This is a genomic window from Janibacter melonis, from assembly GCF_020567375.1.
In the GTDB taxonomy this organism is placed as follows: Bacteria; Actinomycetota; Actinomycetes; order Actinomycetales; family Dermatophilaceae; genus Marihabitans; species Marihabitans melonis.
Window position 1 is genome coordinate 724,242 of sequence record NZ_JAJBZM010000002.1, and the last position, 17,434, is coordinate 741,675.

A 17,434-nucleotide genomic window follows, 5' to 3' on the forward strand; every position below is an offset into this window, starting at 1 on the left:
GATGAGCACTCAGCTGACCCCGATCCTCACGAAGTTCTGGGACGAGCCGCAGTCCTGGACGCTGGAGACCTACGAGCGCAACGAGGGCTACCAGGCCCTGCGCACCGCGCTCACCATGGACCCGGCCGACCTCGTGCAGATGACGAAGGACTCCGGTCTGCGCGGCCGTGGCGGCGCCGGCTTCCCCACGGGCATGAAGTGGGGCTTCCTGCCGCCGCCGGACGGCGGCCCCCGCTACCTCGTCGTCAACGCCGACGAGTCCGAGCCGGGCACGTGCAAGGACATCCCGCTCATGATGGCGGCGCCGCAGTTCCTCATCGAAGGGGTGGCCATCACCTCCTTCGCCATCGGCTGCAACCACGCCTTCATCTACCTGCGCGGCGAGGTCGTCCACGTCTACCGCCGACTGCTGCGCGCGGTCGAGGAGGCGTACGCCGCGGGCTACCTCGGCAAGGACATCCTCGGCTCGGGCTTCGACCTCGACGTCACCGTGCACGCCGGCGCCGGCGCGTACATCTGCGGCGAGGAGACCGCGCTGCTCGACAGCCTCGAGGGCCGTCGCGGGCAGCCGCGCCTCAAGCCCCCCTTCCCGGCCGTCGCGGGCCTCTACGCCCGCCCGACGGTCGTCAACAACGTCGAGTCCATCGCCTCCGTGCCGCCGATCCTGCTCCACGGCGCCGAGTGGTTCTCCGACATGGGCACCGAGAAGTCCCAGGGCTTCGGCATCTTCAGCCTCTCCGGGCACGTGAAGAACCCCGGCCAGTACGAGGCCCCGCTGGGCATCACCCTGCGCGAGCTCATCGACATGGCCGGCGGCATGCGCGACCCGAGCAAGAAGCTGAAGTTCTGGACCCCGGGCGGGTCCTCGACGCCGATCTTCACCGACGAGCACCTCGACGTGCCGCTGGACTTCGAGTCCGTCGCCGCGGCCGGCTCGATGCTCGGCACGCGCGCGCTGCAGATCTTCGACGAGACGGTCTCCGTCGTGCGCGCGGTCTCGCGCTGGATCGACTTCTACCGGCACGAGTCCTGCGGCAAGTGCACCCCGTGCCGTGAGGGCACGTGGTGGCTCGCCCAGATCCTCGAGCGCATCGAGCACGGCCAGGGCACCCCGGAGGACATCGACAAGCTCGTCGACATCTGCGACAACATCCTGGGCCGCAGCTTCTGCGCGCTCGGGGACGGCGCGACGAGCCCGGTGACCTCGGCGGTCCAGTACTTCCGCGAGGAGTTCGAGGCCGGCTGCCACACGCCGGCCGCCGAGCTCTTCCCCCCGGCCGCGTCCGTGCTCTTCTCCCAGAACGACACTGCGAAGGTGACCGCATGACCGTCACGAGCGACAAGAGCTCGGCCGCCGCGAAGCCGGCGGTCGAGACCGTCGAGCTCACCATCGACGGGGTCGAGGTCTCTGTCCCCAAGGACACCCTCATCATCCGTGCCGCCGAGCAGGTCGGCATCGAGATCCCGCGCTTCTGCGACCACCCGGGCCTGGACCCGGTTGGGGCCTGCCGGCAGTGCCTCGTCGAGGTCGCGATGCCCGACCGCGAGGGCAACGTCAAGCCGATGCCCAAGCCGCAGGCGTCGTGCACGATGACCGTCGCGCCGGGCATGGAGGTCAAGACCCAGCTCACCTCGCCCGTCGCCGACAAGGCGCAGCAGGGCGTCATGGAGCTGCTCCTCGTCAACCACCCGCTCGACTGCCCGGTGTGCGACAAGGGCGGCGAGTGCCCCCTGCAGAACCAGGCGATGAGCCACGGCCGGGCGACGTCTCGCTTCGAGGACGTCAAGCGCACCTACCCCAAGCCGATCAACATCTCCAGCCAGGTGCTGCTCGACCGCGAGCGCTGCGTCCTGTGCGCCCGGTGCACCCGCTTCTCCGACCAGGTCGCCGGTGACCCCTTCATCGCCCTCGTCGAGCGCGGCGCGCTGCAGCAGGTCGGCATCTACGAGGAGCAGCCCTTCGAGAGCTACTTCTCGGGCAACACCGTGCAGATCTGCCCGGTCGGCGCGCTTACCGGGGCGGCCTACCGCTTCCGCTCGCGCCCCTTCGACCTCGTCTCCACCCCGACGACCTGCGAGCACTGCGCCAGCGGCTGCTCGCTGCGCACCGACCACCGCCGCGGCACCGTGCTGCGCCGGATGGCCGCCGCGGACCCGGCCGTCAACGAGGAGTGGAACTGCGACAAGGGTCGCTGGGCCTTCACCTACGCCACGACCGGCGACCGCATCGAGCTGCCGATGATCCGCGAGGACGGCGAGCTGCGGGTCGCGTCGTGGCGCGAGGCCCTCGCGGCCGCGGCCGACGGCCTGCGTGCCGCCCGCGGCGCCGGCGTCCTCGTCGGTGGTCGTGTGAGCACCGAGGACGCCTACTCGTACGCGAAGTTCGCCCGGGTCGTCCTCGGCACGAACGACGTCGACTTCCGCGCCCGGCCGCACTCGGCCGAGGAGGCCGACTTCCTCGCCGCGCACGTCATCGGCTCCACGCCGCAGACCGGCGGGGTCACCTACGACGACCTCGGCTCGGCCTCCTCGGTCGTCCTCGTCGGGCTCGAGCCCGAGGAGGAGAGCCCCATCGTCTTCCTGCGGCTGCGCCGCGGGTACCGCAAGGCCAAGACGTCGGTCTACTCCGTCGCGCCCCTGGCCACCCGCGGTCTCGACAAGCTCGGCGGCACGCTCATCCCGAGCGCCCCGGGCACCGAGACCGAGGTGCTGCGCGCCCTCGCGGGCGAGGGCACGACCGAGCAGATGGGCGGGGACGCCTTCGCCGCGGCCCGCATGGCGCTGCGCGAGCCGGGGACGGTCGTCCTCGTCGGCGAGCGCCTGGCCACCGTGCCCGGTGCCCTCTCCGCCGCGGCCGAGCTGGCCGAGGCCTCCGGCGCCCGTCTGGCCTGGGTGCCGCGTCGCGCCGGTGAGCGCGGTGCGCTCGAGGCCGGTGCTCTCCCGGGCCTGCTGCCCGGTGGCCGCGCCGCCACCTCCGCCGCCGACCGCGCCGAGGTCGCCGCCGCCTGGCAGACCGAGCGCGAGCTGCCCGACACCTCCGGCCGCGACACCGCCGGCATGCTCGAGGCCGCCGCGATCGGCCGTCTCGACGCGCTGCTCGTCGCGGGCGTCGACGTCGACGACATCGGTCACGCCGACGGCCGGGCCGCGCTGGAGCGCGCCTTCGTCGTCTCGCTCGAGATGCGTCCGAGCACGGTGACCGAGCACGCCGACGTCGTCCTGCCGATCGCGCCCCACGCCGAGAGCGAGGGGACCTTCCTGGACTGGGAGGGCCGCGAGCGCCCCTTCGCCGCCGCGCTGGACACGACCGCGATGGGCGACCACCGCGTGCTGTCGATGCTCGCCGACGAGATGGGCGTCTTCCTCGGCACCCGCACCGTGGGCGAGGTGCGCCGCGAGCTCGCGACGCTGCCAGCCCGCACGACGGCCCCGACCTCGGCGCCCGCACCGGCCGCGCCGGTCTCCGTCCCGCAGCCGGGCCCGGGTCAGTTCGTCCTCGCGACCTGGCACCACCTGCTCGACCGCGGCTCGCTGCAGGACGGGGAGCCCTTCCTCGCCGGCACCGCGCCGACGCCGCGAGCCCTCATGTCGCCGGTGAGCGCGCAGTCCCTCGGCGTCGTGCCGGGCGACCTCGTCACCGTCACCGGTGACGGCGTGCGGGTCACCGCACCGGTCCACGTCACGGAGATGGTCGACCACGTCGTGTGGCTGCCGACCCGCTCCGAGGGCTGCGACCTCCGATCCCTGGCTGCCCGCTCGGGCGCCGTCGTCACCGTGACCCCAGGTGGTGCCGCATGATCGACCTCGCCTACCTCGTCACCGAGGTCAACCCCTCGGTGCCGCGGGCCGACTTCAGCGACACCCCGGTGTGGCTCTCGCTCGTCAAGGCGCTCTTCCTCTTCGTCTACCTGCTGCTCTCGGTGCTGCTCGTCATCTGGTTCGAGCGCCGCGTCATCGGCCGGATGCAGCAGCGTCCCGGCCCGAACCGCAACGGCCCCTTCGGCCTGCTGCAGACGCTGGCCGACGGCATGAAGTCGATGCTCAAGGAGGACGTGCGGCCCAAGGCCGCCGACGCCCTGATCTTCACGATCGCGCCGATCATCTTCGCGACGATGGCCTTCGTCTCCTTCGCGATCATGCCCATGGGCGGCGACGTGAGCCTCTTCGGCCACCGCACGCCGCTGCAGCTGACCGATCTGCCGGTCGCGAGCCTGCTCGTCCTCGCCGTCGCCGGCGTCGCCGCGTACGGCATCGTCCTCGCGGGCTGGTCCTCCGGCTCGACCTACCCGCTCCTCGGCGGGCTGCGCGCGACGGCGCAGATCATCTCCTACGAGATCGCCATGGGCCTCTCGCTCGTCGCCGTCTTCCTCTACGCGGGGTCGATGAGCACGAGCCAGATCGTCTACGCGCAGCGCGACCTGTGGTTCATCATCCCGGCGTGCGTCTCCTTCGTCATCTACGTCATCACGATGGTCGGCGAGACCAACCGTCTGCCCGTCGACCTCGCCGAGGGCGAGGGCGAGATCGTCGGCGGCTACTTCACCGAGTACTCGGGCATGCGCTTCGCGATGTTCTTCCTCGGCGAGTACATCAACATGTTCACCGTCTCCGCGCTGGCGACGACGCTCTTCCTCGGCGGCCCCGCGGCCCCTCCCGGCATCGCGGCGATCGGCGACGGCATGCTCGACCAGGGCTGGTGGGGCGTGCTGTGGTTCACCGCCAAGCTGTGGGTCTTCATGTTCTTCTTCGTCTGGCTGCGCGGCTCGCTGCCCCGCACCCGGTACGACCAGTTCATGCGCTTCGGCTGGAAGTTCCTCATCCCCGTCGCGCTCGTCTGGGTCATCGCGGTCGCGTTCATGCGTGCCGCGAGCCCCGAGCTGGGCTACTTCGGCGACGGGACCGTGAGCCTGCTCGGCCGCGAGATCTCCATCGCCTCGCTCGTCGTCGTCGGCTTCATCGCCGTCCTCGTCCTCGGCGGGACCTGGCTGTGGGAGACCCGCGTCGAGAAGCGCACGGCCGCGGAGCAGGAGGCGGCGCACGTCCCCGACGAGGTCGACCCCTTCGCCGGCGGCTACCCCGTGCCGCCGCTGCCCGGTCAGCGGCTCGTCGAGCCCGACCGTCGCGGCGCGACGGCCCTGGCCGACGCCCCCGCGAGCACCGACACCACCACGAGCACCGAGAAGGAGCAGCACCGTGGCTGACGAGAGCAAGGGCGGGTTCTTCTCGGACCTCTTCGCACCGGTCGCCGGGTTCGGCGTGACCTTCGCGACGATGTTCCGCAAGGTCGCCACCCAGGAGTACCCCGAGGTCAAGTGGCCCACCCAGCCGCGCTTCCACGGCCGCCACCAGCTCAACCGTCACCCCGACGGTCTCGAGAAGTGCGTCGGCTGCGAGCTGTGCGCGTGGGCCTGCCCGGCCGACGCGATCATGGTCGAGGGCGAGAGCAACGACGACGCGTCGGGCCTGCGCTTCAGCCCCGGCGAGCGCTACGGGCGGATCTACCAGATCAACTACCTGCGCTGCATCTTCTGCGGGCTGTGCATCGAGGCCTGCCCGACGCGCGCGCTGACGATGACCAACGAGTACGAGCTCGCGGACAACAACCGCGCCGACCTCATCTTCACCAAGGAGCAGCTGCTCGCCCCGATCCAGCAGGGGATGGTGCCCGCACCGCACCCCATGGTCGAGGGCCTCGAGGAGCGCGACTACTACCAGGGCAAGGTCACGGCGGCCACGCCGGAGCAGACCCGGTGGGCGCAGGAGCACCACGCCGCCGCGACGGCGCAGGAGGGCCAGTCATGATGTCCACGGGCGAAGGGGTGACCTTCTGGGTCCTCGCCGTCATCGCCACCGTCGCCGCGTGCGGGCTGCTCTTCGCCCGCAAGGCCGTCCACGCCGCTCTCGGCATGGTCGTGACGATGATCTGCCTCGGCATGCTCTACCTCGTCACCCTCGAGGCGCCGCTCCTCGGCGTCGTGCACATCTTCGTGTACACGGGCGCGGTGATGATGCTCTTCCTCTTCGTCGTCATGCTCGTCGGCGTCGACCACTCCGACAGCGTCGTCGAGACGCTCAAGGGCCACCGCCTGGCGACCGTCGTGCTCACCCTCGGCATCGTCGGCCTGCTCGTCTCCGCCGTGCGCCGCGTCAGCTACACCGCGACGCCGAGCCTGGCCGAGGTCAACGCCGACCCGGGCAACGTCAACGCCATGGCGAACTACATCTTCGGCCGGTACGTGTGGGTCTTCGAGACCACCTCCGCGCTGCTCATCACCGCCGCGCTCGGCGCGATGGTCCTTGCCTACCGCGAGCGCCTCGCACCCAAGCCGACGCAGCGCGCGTGGAGCGAGCGTCGCTTCAAGGAGGGCAAGCACCTCGCCGGTCTGCCCGTGCCCGGCGTCTACGCCCGGCACAACGCCGTCGACACCCCGGCGCTGCTGCCCGACGGCAGCATCTCCGAGCTGTCCATCAACAAGGTCCTCGCGGCCCGCGACCAGGTCACCGTGCCCACCCGGTACACCGAGCTCGCGGCGCGCACCGAGGACGAGATCGAGGAGGGCGGCCGCCGATGACCTACATGGCCTACATCTACCTCGCGTCGGTCCTCTTTGCCATCGGCGGGGCCACGGTGCTGCTGCGCCGCAACGCGATCATCGTCTTCATGGGCGTCGAGCTCATGCTCAACGCCGCCAACCTCGTCTTCGTCACCTTCGCGCGCATGCACGGGACGGTCGAGGGGCAGGCCATCGCCCTCTTCGTCATGGTCGTCGCCGCCTGCGAGGTCGTCGTCGGCCTGGCGATCATCATGGCGATCTTCCGTGCCCGCCGGTCGGCCTCGGTCGACGACGCCAACCTGCTGAAGCTGTAAGGAGCCCTTGGTGCCCAACCAGATCCTGGTCTCCCTCACGACCGAAGGGTCGGCCGCTGCCCACGCAGCGACCGGTCTGACGGCCTGGGGCTGGCTGCTCGTCGCGATGCCGCTCGCCGGCGCAGCCCTGCTGCTGCTCGGCGGACGCGCGACGGACGCCTTCGGCCCCTACCTGGCCACCGCCCTGTCCTGGGCGTCCTTCCTCCTCGGTGCTGCGCTGCTCGTCGCGATGCTCGGCGTCGACGCGGGGGAGCGGGCCTCTCACCTCGACCTCTACGAGTGGATCCCCGCCGGGGCCTTCCAGCTCTCGGCCGGCATGCTCGTCGACCCGCTGTCGATCAGCTTCGTCCTGCTCATCACCTTCGTCGGGTCGCTCATCCACGTGTACTCGCTCGGGTACATGGAGCACGACCCCGACCGCCGGCGCTTCTTCGCCTACCTCAACCTCTTCGTCGCCTCGATGCTGCTGCTCGTCCTCGCGGACAGCTACCTGCTGCTCTTCGTCGGCTGGGAGGGCGTGGGTCTGGCGTCCTGGCTGCTCATCGGCTTCTGGAACCACCGCGCCGCCTACGCGACCGCCGCGAACAAGGCCTTCGTCGCCAACCGCGTCGGCGACCTCGGCATGGCCCTGGCCATCGCGCTGATGTTCGCCACCTTCGGCGCGGTCGACTTCGCCAGCGTCGACTCCGCGGTCGGGGGCGCCTCGACCGGTGCGCTCACCGCGATCGGCCTGCTGCTCCTCCTCGGCGCCTGCGGCAAGTCCGCGCAGTTCCCGCTGCAGAGCTGGCTCGGCGACGCGATGGCCGGCCCGACGCCGGTCTCGGCGCTCATCCACGCCGCGACGATGGTCACCGCCGGTGTCTACCTCGTCGTGCGCAGCCACACGATCTTCGACGCGGCGCCGGACGCGCAGCTCGTCGTCGCGATCGTCGGTGCGATCACGCTCGTCTACGGCGCGGTCGTCGGCTGCGCGAAGGACGACATCAAGAAGGCCCTCGCGGCCTCGACGATGAGCCAGATCGGCTACATGATGCTCGCCGCGGGTCTGGGCCCGGTCGGCTACGCCTTCGCGATCTTCCACCTCATCACCCACGGCTTCTTCAAGGCCGGGATGTTCCTCGGCGCCGGCTCGGTCATGCACGGCATGGGCGACCAGGTCGACATGCGCCGCTTCGGCGGGCTGTCCCGCGCCATGAAGATCACCTGGATCACCTTCGCCCTCGGCTGGCTGGCGATCCTCGGCCTGCCGCCCTTCTCCGGCTTCTGGAGCAAGGACAAGATCATCGAGGCCGCCTTCGTCGGCGAGGGCTGGCGCCCGTGGGTCTTCGGGCTGGTCGCGCTCCTCGGCGCCGGCGTCACCGCCTTCTACATGTCGCGCCTGTTCTTCATGACCTTCCACGGCAAGCGCCGGTGGACCGACGACGTGCACCCGCACGAGTCGCCCGCGGTGATGACGATCCCGATGATGGTCCTCGCCGTCGGCTCCGCCGCACTGGGTGGCGCGATGGTCCTCTTCGACTTCCCGACCTTCCTCGAGCCGGTCTTCGGCCACCACGAGCACGAGGAGCCGGTCCTGCCGATCCCCGTCCTCATGGCCGCGACGATCGTCCTCGTCCTCGCCGGGGCCGCGCTGGCCTACCTGCGCTACGTGCGCGAGGAGGTGCCGCAGGTCGCACCGCGGGGCTCCGTCGCCACGCGCGCCGCCCGCGACGACCTCTACCAGGACCAGCTCAACGCGAACTTCCTGCAGTGGCCCGGGATCCACCTGACCCGCAGCCTCGCCTTCACCGACAAGGCCGGTGTCGACGGGGTCTTCAGCGGGCTCGCCGCCGCCGTCGGCGGCTCCTCGTCTCGCCTGCGTCGCGTGCAGTCCGGCTACGCGCGCAGCTATGCCCTGACGATGCTCACGGGCGTCGTCGTCCTCCTCGGTGCACTGTGGGTGATGAACTGATGACCGACCTCCCCTGGCTGTCGCTGCTCGTGGCGCTGCCCCTCGTCGGGGCCGCGATCACGGCTGCCCTGCCGGCCACCCTCGCCAAGCGCTTCGCGCTCGGCACCTCGCTGCTCACGCTCGTCGTGGGCATCGCGGCGGCCTCGCAGTTCGTCATCGGGTCCTCGGAGCAGTTCCAGCTCGCCGAGCAGTACTCGTGGATCCCCCAGCTCGGCGTCTCGTGGGCCCTCGGGGTCGACGGCATCTCGCTGGCCCTCATCCTCATGGCCCTCGTGCTCGCGCCCGTGTGCATGGTGGCCGCCTGGGACGACGTGCCCGGCGGGCGCTCGGAGAGCACGTACTTCGCGCTCCTGCTCTCGCTCGTGCCCTTCATGGTCGGCGTCTTCGCCGCCACGGACGTCTTCCTCTTCTACGTCTTCTTCGAGGCGATGCTCATCCCGGTGTACTTCCTCATCGGGATGTACGGCGGTGAGCGGCGCCAGTACGCGGCCGTGAAGTTCCTCCTGTACTCGCTGGCCGGCGGGCTCATCATGCTCGTCGCGGTCATCGGCCTGTACGTCGTCGGCCCCGGTGGCACGGACGGCTTCATGATCGAGCGCCTCACCGGTCTCGACATCGCGCAGGACACGGAGCGCTGGCTCTTCCTCGGCTTCTTCATCGCCTTCGCGATCAAGGCGCCGATGTGGCCGCTGCACACGTGGCTGCCCGACGCCGCAGCCGAGTCGCGGCCCGCCGTCGCGACCCTGCTCGTCGGCGTGCTCGACAAGGTCGGCACCTACGGGATGATCCGCTTCTGCCTCCAGCTCTTCCCGGAGGCCAGCCAGTGGGCGACGCCGGTCGTCGTCGTGCTCGCGCTCGTCTCGATCGTCTACGGTGCGATCCTCGCGATCGGCCAGTCCGACATGATGCGCCTCATCGCCTTCACGTCGGTGAGCCACTTCGGCTTCATCGTCCTGGGCATCTTCGCCTTCACCTCGACGGCCCACGCCGGGTCGAACCTCTACATGATCAACCACGGCTTCTCGACGGCGGCGCTCTTCCTCGTCGCGGGCATGCTCATCGCCCGCCGGGGCAGCCGTCGCATCGACGCCTACGGCGGCTGGCAGCGGGTGACCCCGGCCCTGGCCGGCGTCTTCCTCGTCGCCGGTCTGTCCGCGCTGTCGCTGCCGGGCCTGTCGACCTTCGTCTCGGAGTTCCTCGTCATCACCGGCACCTTCCAGCGCTACCCGGCAGCCGGTGTCGTCGCCTCGCTCGGCCTCGTCCTGTCTGCGCTGTACGTGCTGCTCATGTACAAGCGCGTCATGACCGGCCCCGCGCCGGTCGTCGTCGAGGGCGCGGTCACGCGTCTCGAGGGCCCGGACACGGGCGGCCAGGACCTGCCCTACGTGCGTGCCGACCTCGACGAAGGGGTGACCCCGACCCAGATCGGCCCGGTGCGCGACCTCGGGCTGCGCGAGAAGGTCGTCGTCGCACCGCTGCTCGCCGCCCTCCTCGTCATCGGCTTCTTCCCCAAGCCCGTGCTCGACGTCCTCGACCCGGCGGTGCAGCGCACGCTGCAGGTCGTCGGGGTCAGCGACCCGGCACACGACGCCCCGGCGGACACCGCCTCGACCCACGGGAGTGACCACTGATGCCCGCCGTGCTCACCAGCCTGCCGATGGCAGGCGACTTCGAGATGGCCGACATCGCGTACGCCGCGGTCGCGCCGATGGTCGTCGTCTTCGCCGGTGCCATCCTCGGGGTGCTCGTCGAGGCCTTCGCGCCCCGGCGGCTGCGCTACCCGCTCCAGCTGGGCATCTCCGTCGTCGCCCTCCTCGGCGCGCTCGTCGCGCTCGTCGTGCCCTCGGGCGACGACGTCACCGGGGCGACCGTCGACGGCACCCTCGCGATCGACGGGCCGAGCCGCTACCTCATGGGGGCGCTGCTCGTCCTCGGTCTCGTCGGGCTTCTCGCCATGGCCGAGCGCTTCGGCGGCGACGGCCCGGACGCCTTCACCCCGATGGGCTCGGCGACCCCGGGCTCGCAGATGGAGAGCGCCGCGGCGCGCGCCGGCTGGGCGACCACCGAGGTCTTCCCGCTGACGCTCTTCTCCCTCGCCGGCATGATGATGTTCACCGCCGCGAACGACCTGCTGTCGATGTTCATCGCCCTCGAGGTCCTCTCGCTGCCGCTCTACCTCATCACCGGGCTGGGCCGCCGTCGCCGGCTGCTCTCCCAGGAGGCGGCGCTGAAGTACTTCCTCCTCGGCGCCTTCAGCTCGGCCTTCTTCCTCTTCGGTGCGGGCCTGCTCTACGGCTACGCCGGCTCGGTGCGCCTCAGCGCCATCGCGCAGGCCGCGAGCACCTCGACCGGTGAGATGGAGGGCCTGCTCCTGCCGGGCGTCGTCTTCCTCCTCGTCGGCCTGCTCTTCAAGGTCGGCGCCGTGCCCTTCCACTCGTGGACCCCGGACGTCTACCAGGGCGCCCCGACCGCCGTCACGGGCTTCATGGCCGCGTGCACGAAGATCGCCGCCTTCGGCGCCCTGCTGCGGCTCGTCTACGTCGGTCTCGAGACCACCCGCTGGGAGTGGCACATCGGGGTCGTCGCGATCGCCGCGCTGACGATGGTCGTCGGCGCCGTGCTTTCGGTCACCCAGACCGACATCAAGCGCCTCCTGGCCTACAGCTCGGTCGCGCACGCGGGCTTCATCCTCGTCGGCGTCCTCGCCTTCGACCAGACCGCGATCTCCGGCGTGCTCTTCTACCTCGTCGCCTACGGCGCCTCGACGATCGCCGCCTTCGCCCTCGTGGCCATGGTGCGCGAGCGCGGCGCCGAGGCCACCCACCTCTCCCAGTGGGCGGGGCTCGGGCGCAGCCACCCCTTCGTCGCCGCGGCGATGACGCTCATGCTGCTCGCCTTCGCGGGCATCCCGCTGACGTCGGGCTTCACGGCGAAGGTCGCGGCCTTCGTGCCCGCGGTCCAGCACGGCGGCCTGTCGGGCATCGTGCTCGTCGTCATCGGCGTGCTCGCCAGCGCGGTCACCGCCTTCGTCTACGTGCGGATCATCGTCCTCATGTACTTCACCGAGCCCGCGGGCGAGGTCACGCTGGCCCAGCCGGCGCTGCTCTCCGTCGTCGCGATCGCCGTCGGCGTCGTCCTCACGGTCCTGCTCGGCGTCTTCCCCGGCCCGCTCCTCGACCTCGCGGCGTCCTCGAGCGTCTTCGTCCGGTGACCTCGGTGACGAGCTCGACGCCTGGCATCATCGCGGTCCCCGGGGCCAGCGACGACCTCACCGCACGGCTGCTCGACGGTCTCGAGCGGGTCGAGCGGGTCATCCTCGAGCGCACGCGCCACGAGGACGACTTCATCAGCGAGGCCAACCTCCACCTCGCGCAGGCGGGGGGCAAGCGCTTCCGCCCGATGCTCACGATGCTCGTCGCCGAGCTCGGCGACGGCATCACCGACGAGGTCGTCGCCGCGGCGGCGGGGGTCGAGCTGACCCATCTCGCGAGCCTGTACCACGACGACGTCATGGACGAGGCGGACATGCGGCGCGGGGCGCCGAGCGCCAACGCGAAGTACGACAACTCCACGGCGATCCTCGTCGGCGACCTGCTCTTCGGCAGCGCGTCGGACATCATCGCCGACCTCGGCCCGCAGGCCGTGAAGATCCAGGCGCAGACCTTCATCCGGCTGTGCACGGGTCAGATCCGCGACGACCGGCCCTGCCCCGAGGGGGAGGACCCGCAGGCGTACTACCGCAGCGTGCTCGCCGACAAGACGGGTGTCCTCGTCGCGACGGCGGCCCGCTACGGCGCGATGTTCAGCGGGGCGACCCCCGAGGTCGTCGCCATGGCCACGGAGTACGGCGAGCGCCTCGGCGTCGCCTTCCAGCTCGCCGACGACCTCATCGACGTCGCGTCGCTCTCGGGCGAGAGCGGCAAGACGCCGGGCACCGACCTGCGCGAGGGCAAGCGCACCCTCCCGGTGCTCCACGCGCTCGCGTCGGACGACCCGGCCGACGCCGAGCTGCAGCGCCTCCTGCTCTCCGAACTCGACGACGACGCCGACCTCGCCCGCGCCCTGGAGCTGCTGCGCGCCCACCGCGCGATGGACCTGGCCCGCGAGGAGACCCTCGCGGTCGGTCGCGGTGCGAGCGAGGTGCTCGCCCCGCTGCCGGACAGCGACGCGAAGGCTGCGCTCCTCGCGCTCGCCGAGAGCGTCGTCACCCGCGCCGGCTGACCCGGCTGCGCCTCGCGGCGAGCACCGAGTCGACCGACAGGACGACGAGGGCGACCCAGACGATCCCGAAGCCGACCCACCGGCTGCTCGGCATGTGCTCGCCGAGCAGCGCCAGCCCGATGACGAGCTGGGCGACAGGGGTGATGAACTGGATGAGCCCGATCGTCACGAGCGGGATCCGCCGGGCCGACTCCGCGAAGAGGACGAGCGGCACGGCGGTGACGACGCCGGACAGGACGAGCAGGGCCGGGTGGAGCGGCGCGTCGAGGGTGAAGGTCGAGACCCCCGTCAGCCCGAGCCACAGCAGCACGCCCGCGGCCAGCGGCGCGAGGGCCACGGTCTCGGCGCTCAACGACTGCAGGGCGGGCAGCGAGGCGCCGAGCCGCTTCTTGATGAGGCCGTAGGTGGCGAAGGACGCCGCGAGGACGAGCGAGATCCACGGCACCGTGCCGGCGACGACGGCGAGGTAGATCCCCGCGCTGGCGCCGATGGCCACGGCGACCCACTGGAGCGGCCGCAGCGTCTCGCGCAGCACGAGGACACCGAGCGCGATGGTGACGATGGGGTTGAGGAAGTAGCCCAGCGCCGCCTCGTGGGTGCGGCCCTGGGTCACCGCGTAGACGTACACCCCCCAGTTGACGGCGATGACGTAGGCGGCGAGCGCGACGGCGAGCGCGAGCCGTGGGCGGCTGCGCAGCAGCCGCGCCAGCCCGACGAGCTCGCCGCGCACGAGCAGGACCCCGAGGCACACGACGAGGGTCCACACGATGCGGTGGGCGAGGATCTCCCACGCGCCCGAGGGCTCGAGCGCGTGGAAGTACAGCGGGAAGAGCCCCCAGATGAGGTAGGCCGACCAGGCGGCCAGCAGACCGAGTCGGTGCGATCGCTGCTGGTCGGGGGAGGGTGGCGTCACGACGTGAGGATACGACCGCACACGAAGGGGGACCGACCCGCCTGGTGCGGGTCGGTCCCCCTTCGTGGTGGTCAGGCTCAGCGCTTGGGGTGCCCGTGGCCCTCGCCGTGCTGCGGGCCCTTGCCGCGGTTCTTCGGCCACACCATGATCACCGCGGGGCGCGGCTGCGTGTTGCCCCGGTAGGGGAAGGTCGAGAGCACGTTCGTCGTGCTCGCGCCGGTGTCCTCGCCCGGGTGCTGCACGGCAGCGAAGACCACCCGGTCGTCCCACTGGATGAGGGGGCCGCAGCACTCGGAGTACGCGGGCACCGAGAGCAGCTGCTGGAGGTGACCGGCCTCGCGGCCCTCGAGCGGGTAGAGGTACATCCCGTCGCAGTGGCCGAGCGCGTTGCCGTCGGTGGAGATCCACAGGTTCCCGTCGCCGTCGAAGGCGAGGTTGTCCGGGCACGAGATCGGGCTGACCTCGCTCTTGTCGTAGCCCAGGAAGTACGTCTGCGGGTCCTGCGGGTCGCCGCACACGAGCACGAGCCGCCACGCGAAGCGGGTGCCCGTGTGGTCGCCGCGCCGCTCGGTGATCTCGAGGACCTGGCCGTGCTTGTTGCTCGGGCGGGGGTTGGGGCCGTCGACCTCGGCGGCCGTGCGGCGGCTGTTGTTCGTCAGCGCGGCGTAGATCTTGCCGGTGACGAGGTTGGGCTCGACGTCCTCGGGGCGGTCCATCTTCGTCGCGCCGACGGCGTCGGCCGCGAGGCGCGTGTAGACGAGGACCTCCTCGTGGGTGAAGCCGGGGACGGCGGAGCGCCCGCCCTGGGTGAGCGGGACCCAGCGGCCCTGGCCGTCGTGGGTGCCGTCGGCCTCGCCGTCGAAGGTCGCGACGTAGAGGTCGCCCTCGTGGAGCAGGGTCGCGTTGTGGCGGCGGTCGCCCTTGCGGTAGCGCTTCGCGCTGACGAACTTGTACATGTAGTCGTAGCGCTCGTCGTCACCCATGTACGCGACGACGTGGCCGCTGTCGCTGATGATGACGTTGGCGCCCTCGTGCTTCATCCGGCCGAGCGCGGTGAGCTTCTTCGGCGTCGAGGTGGGGTCGAGCGGGTCGACCTCGATGATCCACCCGAAGCGGTTGGCCTCCTGCGGCTCTCGGGTGAGGTCGAAGCGGGGCTCGACGCGGTCCCACGCGTGCTGGGCGGTGCTGCCGGACGCGAGGCCGTAGCGCGTGAGCGCCTGGCCGGCGCGGTCGGAGCCGGCGCTCGCGGGCTGGGTGAAGTAGCCGTTGAAGTTCTCCTCGCCCGACAGGACGGTGTCCCACGGGGTCGTGCCGCCGGCGCAGTTGCCGAAGGTGCCGAGCGCGCGGACGCCCCGGGGGTCGGCGGAGGTGCGCACGAGCTCGCTGCCCCGGACTGGGCCGACGATGTCGAAGGGGGTGACCGCGGTGATCCGGCGGTTGAGCGGAGCGGCCTTGCGGTAGGTCCAGCGCGAGTGCTTGTCGCGGCGGCGCATCTCGACCACGGACATGCCGTGGGCCATCATCGTGATCCGCACCTGGTCGTCGGTGAGCGAGGACGCGCCCGCGTACCCGGCGAACATCAGCTCGTTGTTCGTGTACTCGTTGTTCGCGACGAGCACGGCCTCCTTGCCGTTGCGGTTCGTCGGGATGACCCCCACGTAGTCGCAGTTGTAGCCGAACTGGCCGGCCTGGGCGGCGGAGGTCTGGCGGTCGAAGTCGAAGGCCGGCGCGCCGGGGAGGATCGGGTCGCCCCACGCGATGATCGGCGCCCACTGGAAGCCCTTGGGGACGACGACCTCGTCGGTGCCCGCGGGGACGGGGTCGATGCCCTCGAAGCCGAAGGGGGAGGTCGGGCGGGGGAGGTGCGGACGCCCCTTCGTCCCGGGCCCGGGGGCCGCGGCGGCGGGCTGGGCCCCCGCGACGCCGGCGAGACCGACGAGGGTCGCGGCGGTGGCGCTCAGCGCGCCGGCGCGCAGCACGGAGCGGCGCGAGGAGGCGACGACGTCGCCGAAGTAGGCGTTCTCGCTCGTGTTCGGGACCGGCTGCGAGCACGCGTCGGCGCACTTCCACGTGCAGGTCATCGGGGAGCGGCTGCCGTCGCGGTGGGCGACGGCGAGGGGGAGCTGGGTGCGCGGTCCGGCGTGCGGGCTCATGGCTGTCCTAGGTCTCGACGAGGGGTGCTCTCGCAACCTAGGGACGGCTCGCGCACACGGGGTGTCGGCCGGGTGAGCAGGAGGCAAACGTCGGGGGGCCCCCCCCCCGCGGGGCGGGGGGGGGGGGCCGGGGGGGGGGGGGGGGGGCGGGGGGGGGGGCCCCCGCCCCCCCCCCGGGGCCCCGCCCCCGCCGCGGCCCCCCCCCCCCCCCCGCCCCCCCCCCCCCCCCCCCCCCGGGGGGCCCCCCCCCCCCCCGGGGGGGCGCCCGCCGCTTCGAGGTGCTGCATGCAGCAGCTTGTTCGGGGGCGAAGGGGGAGTCAGCCCGCGTGGTCGAAGCCGGCCCGCTCGGCGGAGCGGTCGTCGAGGAACCACACGTGCGGGTCGGCCCCGTCGTAGCCCTCCTCGCCGGGGACGAGGTAGGTGCGGGTGTCCTCCCACGCCTTGACGGTGTGGTCGAGGGGGACGGCGCCGTCGTCGAGGGGCGCGGCCGAGCCGACGCCGTAGCCGCCGTCACGGATCTCCTCGACGGAGGAGACGCGCCGTCCGTCGACCCCGCGCTCCTGCTCGCCGTGCTGGGTGTCCTCGTGCTGGGTGCCGTCGTGCGGGGTGTCGTCGTGCTGCGCGCTGCCCTGGGCCTCGGTGCCGGGGTCGTCGGAGCTGTCCTCGCCCGAGGTCACGTCGTCCTCGGTGAGCTTGCCCGTCTCGGCCGTCCAGTCACCGGCCTGACGGAACTCCTCGCCGGCCGCCACGTCGTGGTCGTCGGGGTCGTGCTCGGCGGCGAAGGCCTCCTCGCGAGCCCGGCGCTCCTCGTCGCTCTCGACCCGCGGGTCGTCATCCGCGTCGTCATCCGCGTCGTCGTCTCCCGAGGCGCGTGAGGTCGGGGGAGCGGCCGCCCCCTCGGGCCCGCTCGCCGCCTCCGCCTCGGCGTCACCGGCGCCCGACGCGGTCGCCGCCTCGTCGTCGGCACCGCGCTCGTCGACACCGCGCTCGTCGACACCGGCCCCGTCGCCAGCGGGCTCGTCGGCGCCCTCGTCCTCGCCCCCGCCGTGCCGGGGCTCGTGGTCGCGCTGCTCGTCCTCGATCTGCTGCAGCCGCTCCTCGACCTGCTCCTGCGGGTCCACCGGGCCGTCGTCGTCGGTGCGCACCCCCGCATCGAGGGCCGGGTCTGCGGGTGCGGGGGTACTGCCGGTGCTCTGCTCTCGTGCGTCCTGCTCGCTCATCGTCGCCTCCACGGGCGGGTCGGGCTTGGAAGGGATGTCCACGCTATCGACGTCGGTGCGGCCCGGGCGGGCGAGCGGCCCCCCTTCGTCCCCCGTCCTCCCACCCGG

At 71.9% G+C, this 17,434-nt stretch carries 13 protein-coding genes; 10 read left to right on the forward strand and 3 right to left on the reverse strand.

What is annotated here, in order from left to right; genetic code table 11:
* Nucleotide 1 precedes the first annotated feature (1 nt).
* The 10 genes from nuoF to LIV55_RS09665 all read left to right on the forward strand — a co-directional run bounded on the left by nuoF (nt 2) and on the right by LIV55_RS09665 (nt 13,040).
* On the forward strand, nt 2-1,327 hold the full coding sequence (gene nuoF, locus LIV55_RS09620; RefSeq protein WP_123092297.1) for an NADH-quinone oxidoreductase subunit NuoF: 1,326 nt from the start codon (nt 2-4) through the stop codon (nt 1,325-1,327).
* Complete coding sequence (locus tag LIV55_RS09625) at nt 1,324-3,798, forward strand: NADH-quinone oxidoreductase subunit G (protein ID WP_229300035.1); 2,475 nt, start codon at nt 1,324-1,326, stop codon at nt 3,796-3,798. Before nuoF ends, LIV55_RS09625 begins: the two co-directional genes overlap by 4 nt.
* The gene (gene nuoH, locus LIV55_RS09630) at nt 3,795-5,201 is read left to right on the forward strand and encodes an NADH-quinone oxidoreductase subunit NuoH (RefSeq protein WP_191681622.1); all 1,407 of its coding nucleotides are present in this window, start codon (nt 3,795-3,797) and stop codon (nt 5,199-5,201) included. Before LIV55_RS09625 ends, nuoH begins: the two co-directional genes overlap by 4 nt.
* Nucleotides 5,194-5,802, forward strand: a complete 609-nt coding sequence (gene nuoI / locus LIV55_RS09635; protein WP_068276870.1) for an NADH-quinone oxidoreductase subunit NuoI — start codon at nt 5,194-5,196, stop codon at nt 5,800-5,802. Before nuoH ends, nuoI begins: the two co-directional genes overlap by 8 nt.
* On the forward strand, nt 5,799-6,572 hold the full coding sequence (locus LIV55_RS09640; protein ID WP_229300036.1) for an NADH-quinone oxidoreductase subunit J: 774 nt from the start codon (nt 5,799-5,801) through the stop codon (nt 6,570-6,572). Before nuoI ends, LIV55_RS09640 begins: the two co-directional genes overlap by 4 nt.
* Nucleotides 6,569-6,868: an NADH-quinone oxidoreductase subunit NuoK gene (gene nuoK / locus LIV55_RS09645; protein WP_068276877.1), complete on the forward strand. Its 300-nt coding sequence runs from the start codon at nt 6,569-6,571 to the stop codon at nt 6,866-6,868. Before LIV55_RS09640 ends, nuoK begins: the two co-directional genes overlap by 4 nt.
* A gap of 106 nt (nt 6,869-6,974) precedes the next feature.
* Complete coding sequence (gene nuoL, locus LIV55_RS09650; protein WP_123092389.1) at nt 6,975-8,819, forward strand: NADH-quinone oxidoreductase subunit L; 1,845 nt, start codon at nt 6,975-6,977, stop codon at nt 8,817-8,819.
* The gene (locus tag LIV55_RS09655) at nt 8,819-10,450 is read left to right on the forward strand and encodes an NADH-quinone oxidoreductase subunit M (RefSeq protein WP_229300037.1); all 1,632 of its coding nucleotides are present in this window, start codon (nt 8,819-8,821) and stop codon (nt 10,448-10,450) included. Before nuoL ends, LIV55_RS09655 begins: the two co-directional genes overlap by 1 nt.
* Nucleotides 10,450-12,030 carry an NADH-quinone oxidoreductase subunit NuoN gene (nuoN, locus tag LIV55_RS09660; protein WP_191564417.1) on the forward strand — a complete coding sequence of 527 codons (1,581 nt, stop codon included), beginning with the start codon at nt 10,450-10,452 and terminating at the stop codon, nt 12,028-12,030. The genes LIV55_RS09655 and nuoN overlap by 1 nt, the downstream gene beginning before the upstream one ends.
* Nucleotides 12,031-12,035: 5 nt before the next feature.
* Nucleotides 12,036-13,040, forward strand: coding sequence for a polyprenyl synthetase family protein (locus LIV55_RS09665; RefSeq protein ID WP_229300038.1), 1,005 nt, complete (start codon nt 12,036-12,038; stop codon nt 13,038-13,040).
* Here LIV55_RS09665 and rarD read toward each other — a convergent pair.
* The 3 genes from rarD to LIV55_RS09680 all read right to left on the reverse strand — a co-directional run bounded on the left by rarD (nt 13,024) and on the right by LIV55_RS09680 (nt 17,326).
* Nucleotides 13,024-13,953 (reverse strand): EamA family transporter RarD, encoded by a 930-nt coding sequence (gene rarD / locus LIV55_RS09670; protein WP_068276890.1) that lies wholly within the window; start codon nt 13,951-13,953, stop codon nt 13,024-13,026. The genes LIV55_RS09665 and rarD overlap by 17 nt on opposite strands.
* A 77-nt stretch (nt 13,954-14,030) precedes the next feature.
* Nucleotides 14,031-16,106 (reverse strand): PhoX family protein, encoded by a 2,076-nt coding sequence (locus LIV55_RS09675; protein WP_229300039.1) that lies wholly within the window; start codon nt 16,104-16,106, stop codon nt 14,031-14,033.
* A 317-nt stretch (nt 16,107-16,423) separates the two neighbouring features.
* Nucleotides 16,424-17,326: a sunset domain-containing protein gene (locus tag LIV55_RS09680; protein WP_229300040.1), complete on the reverse strand. Its 903-nt coding sequence runs from the start codon at nt 17,324-17,326 to the stop codon at nt 16,424-16,426.
* Nucleotides 17,327-17,434 lie beyond the last annotated feature (108 nt).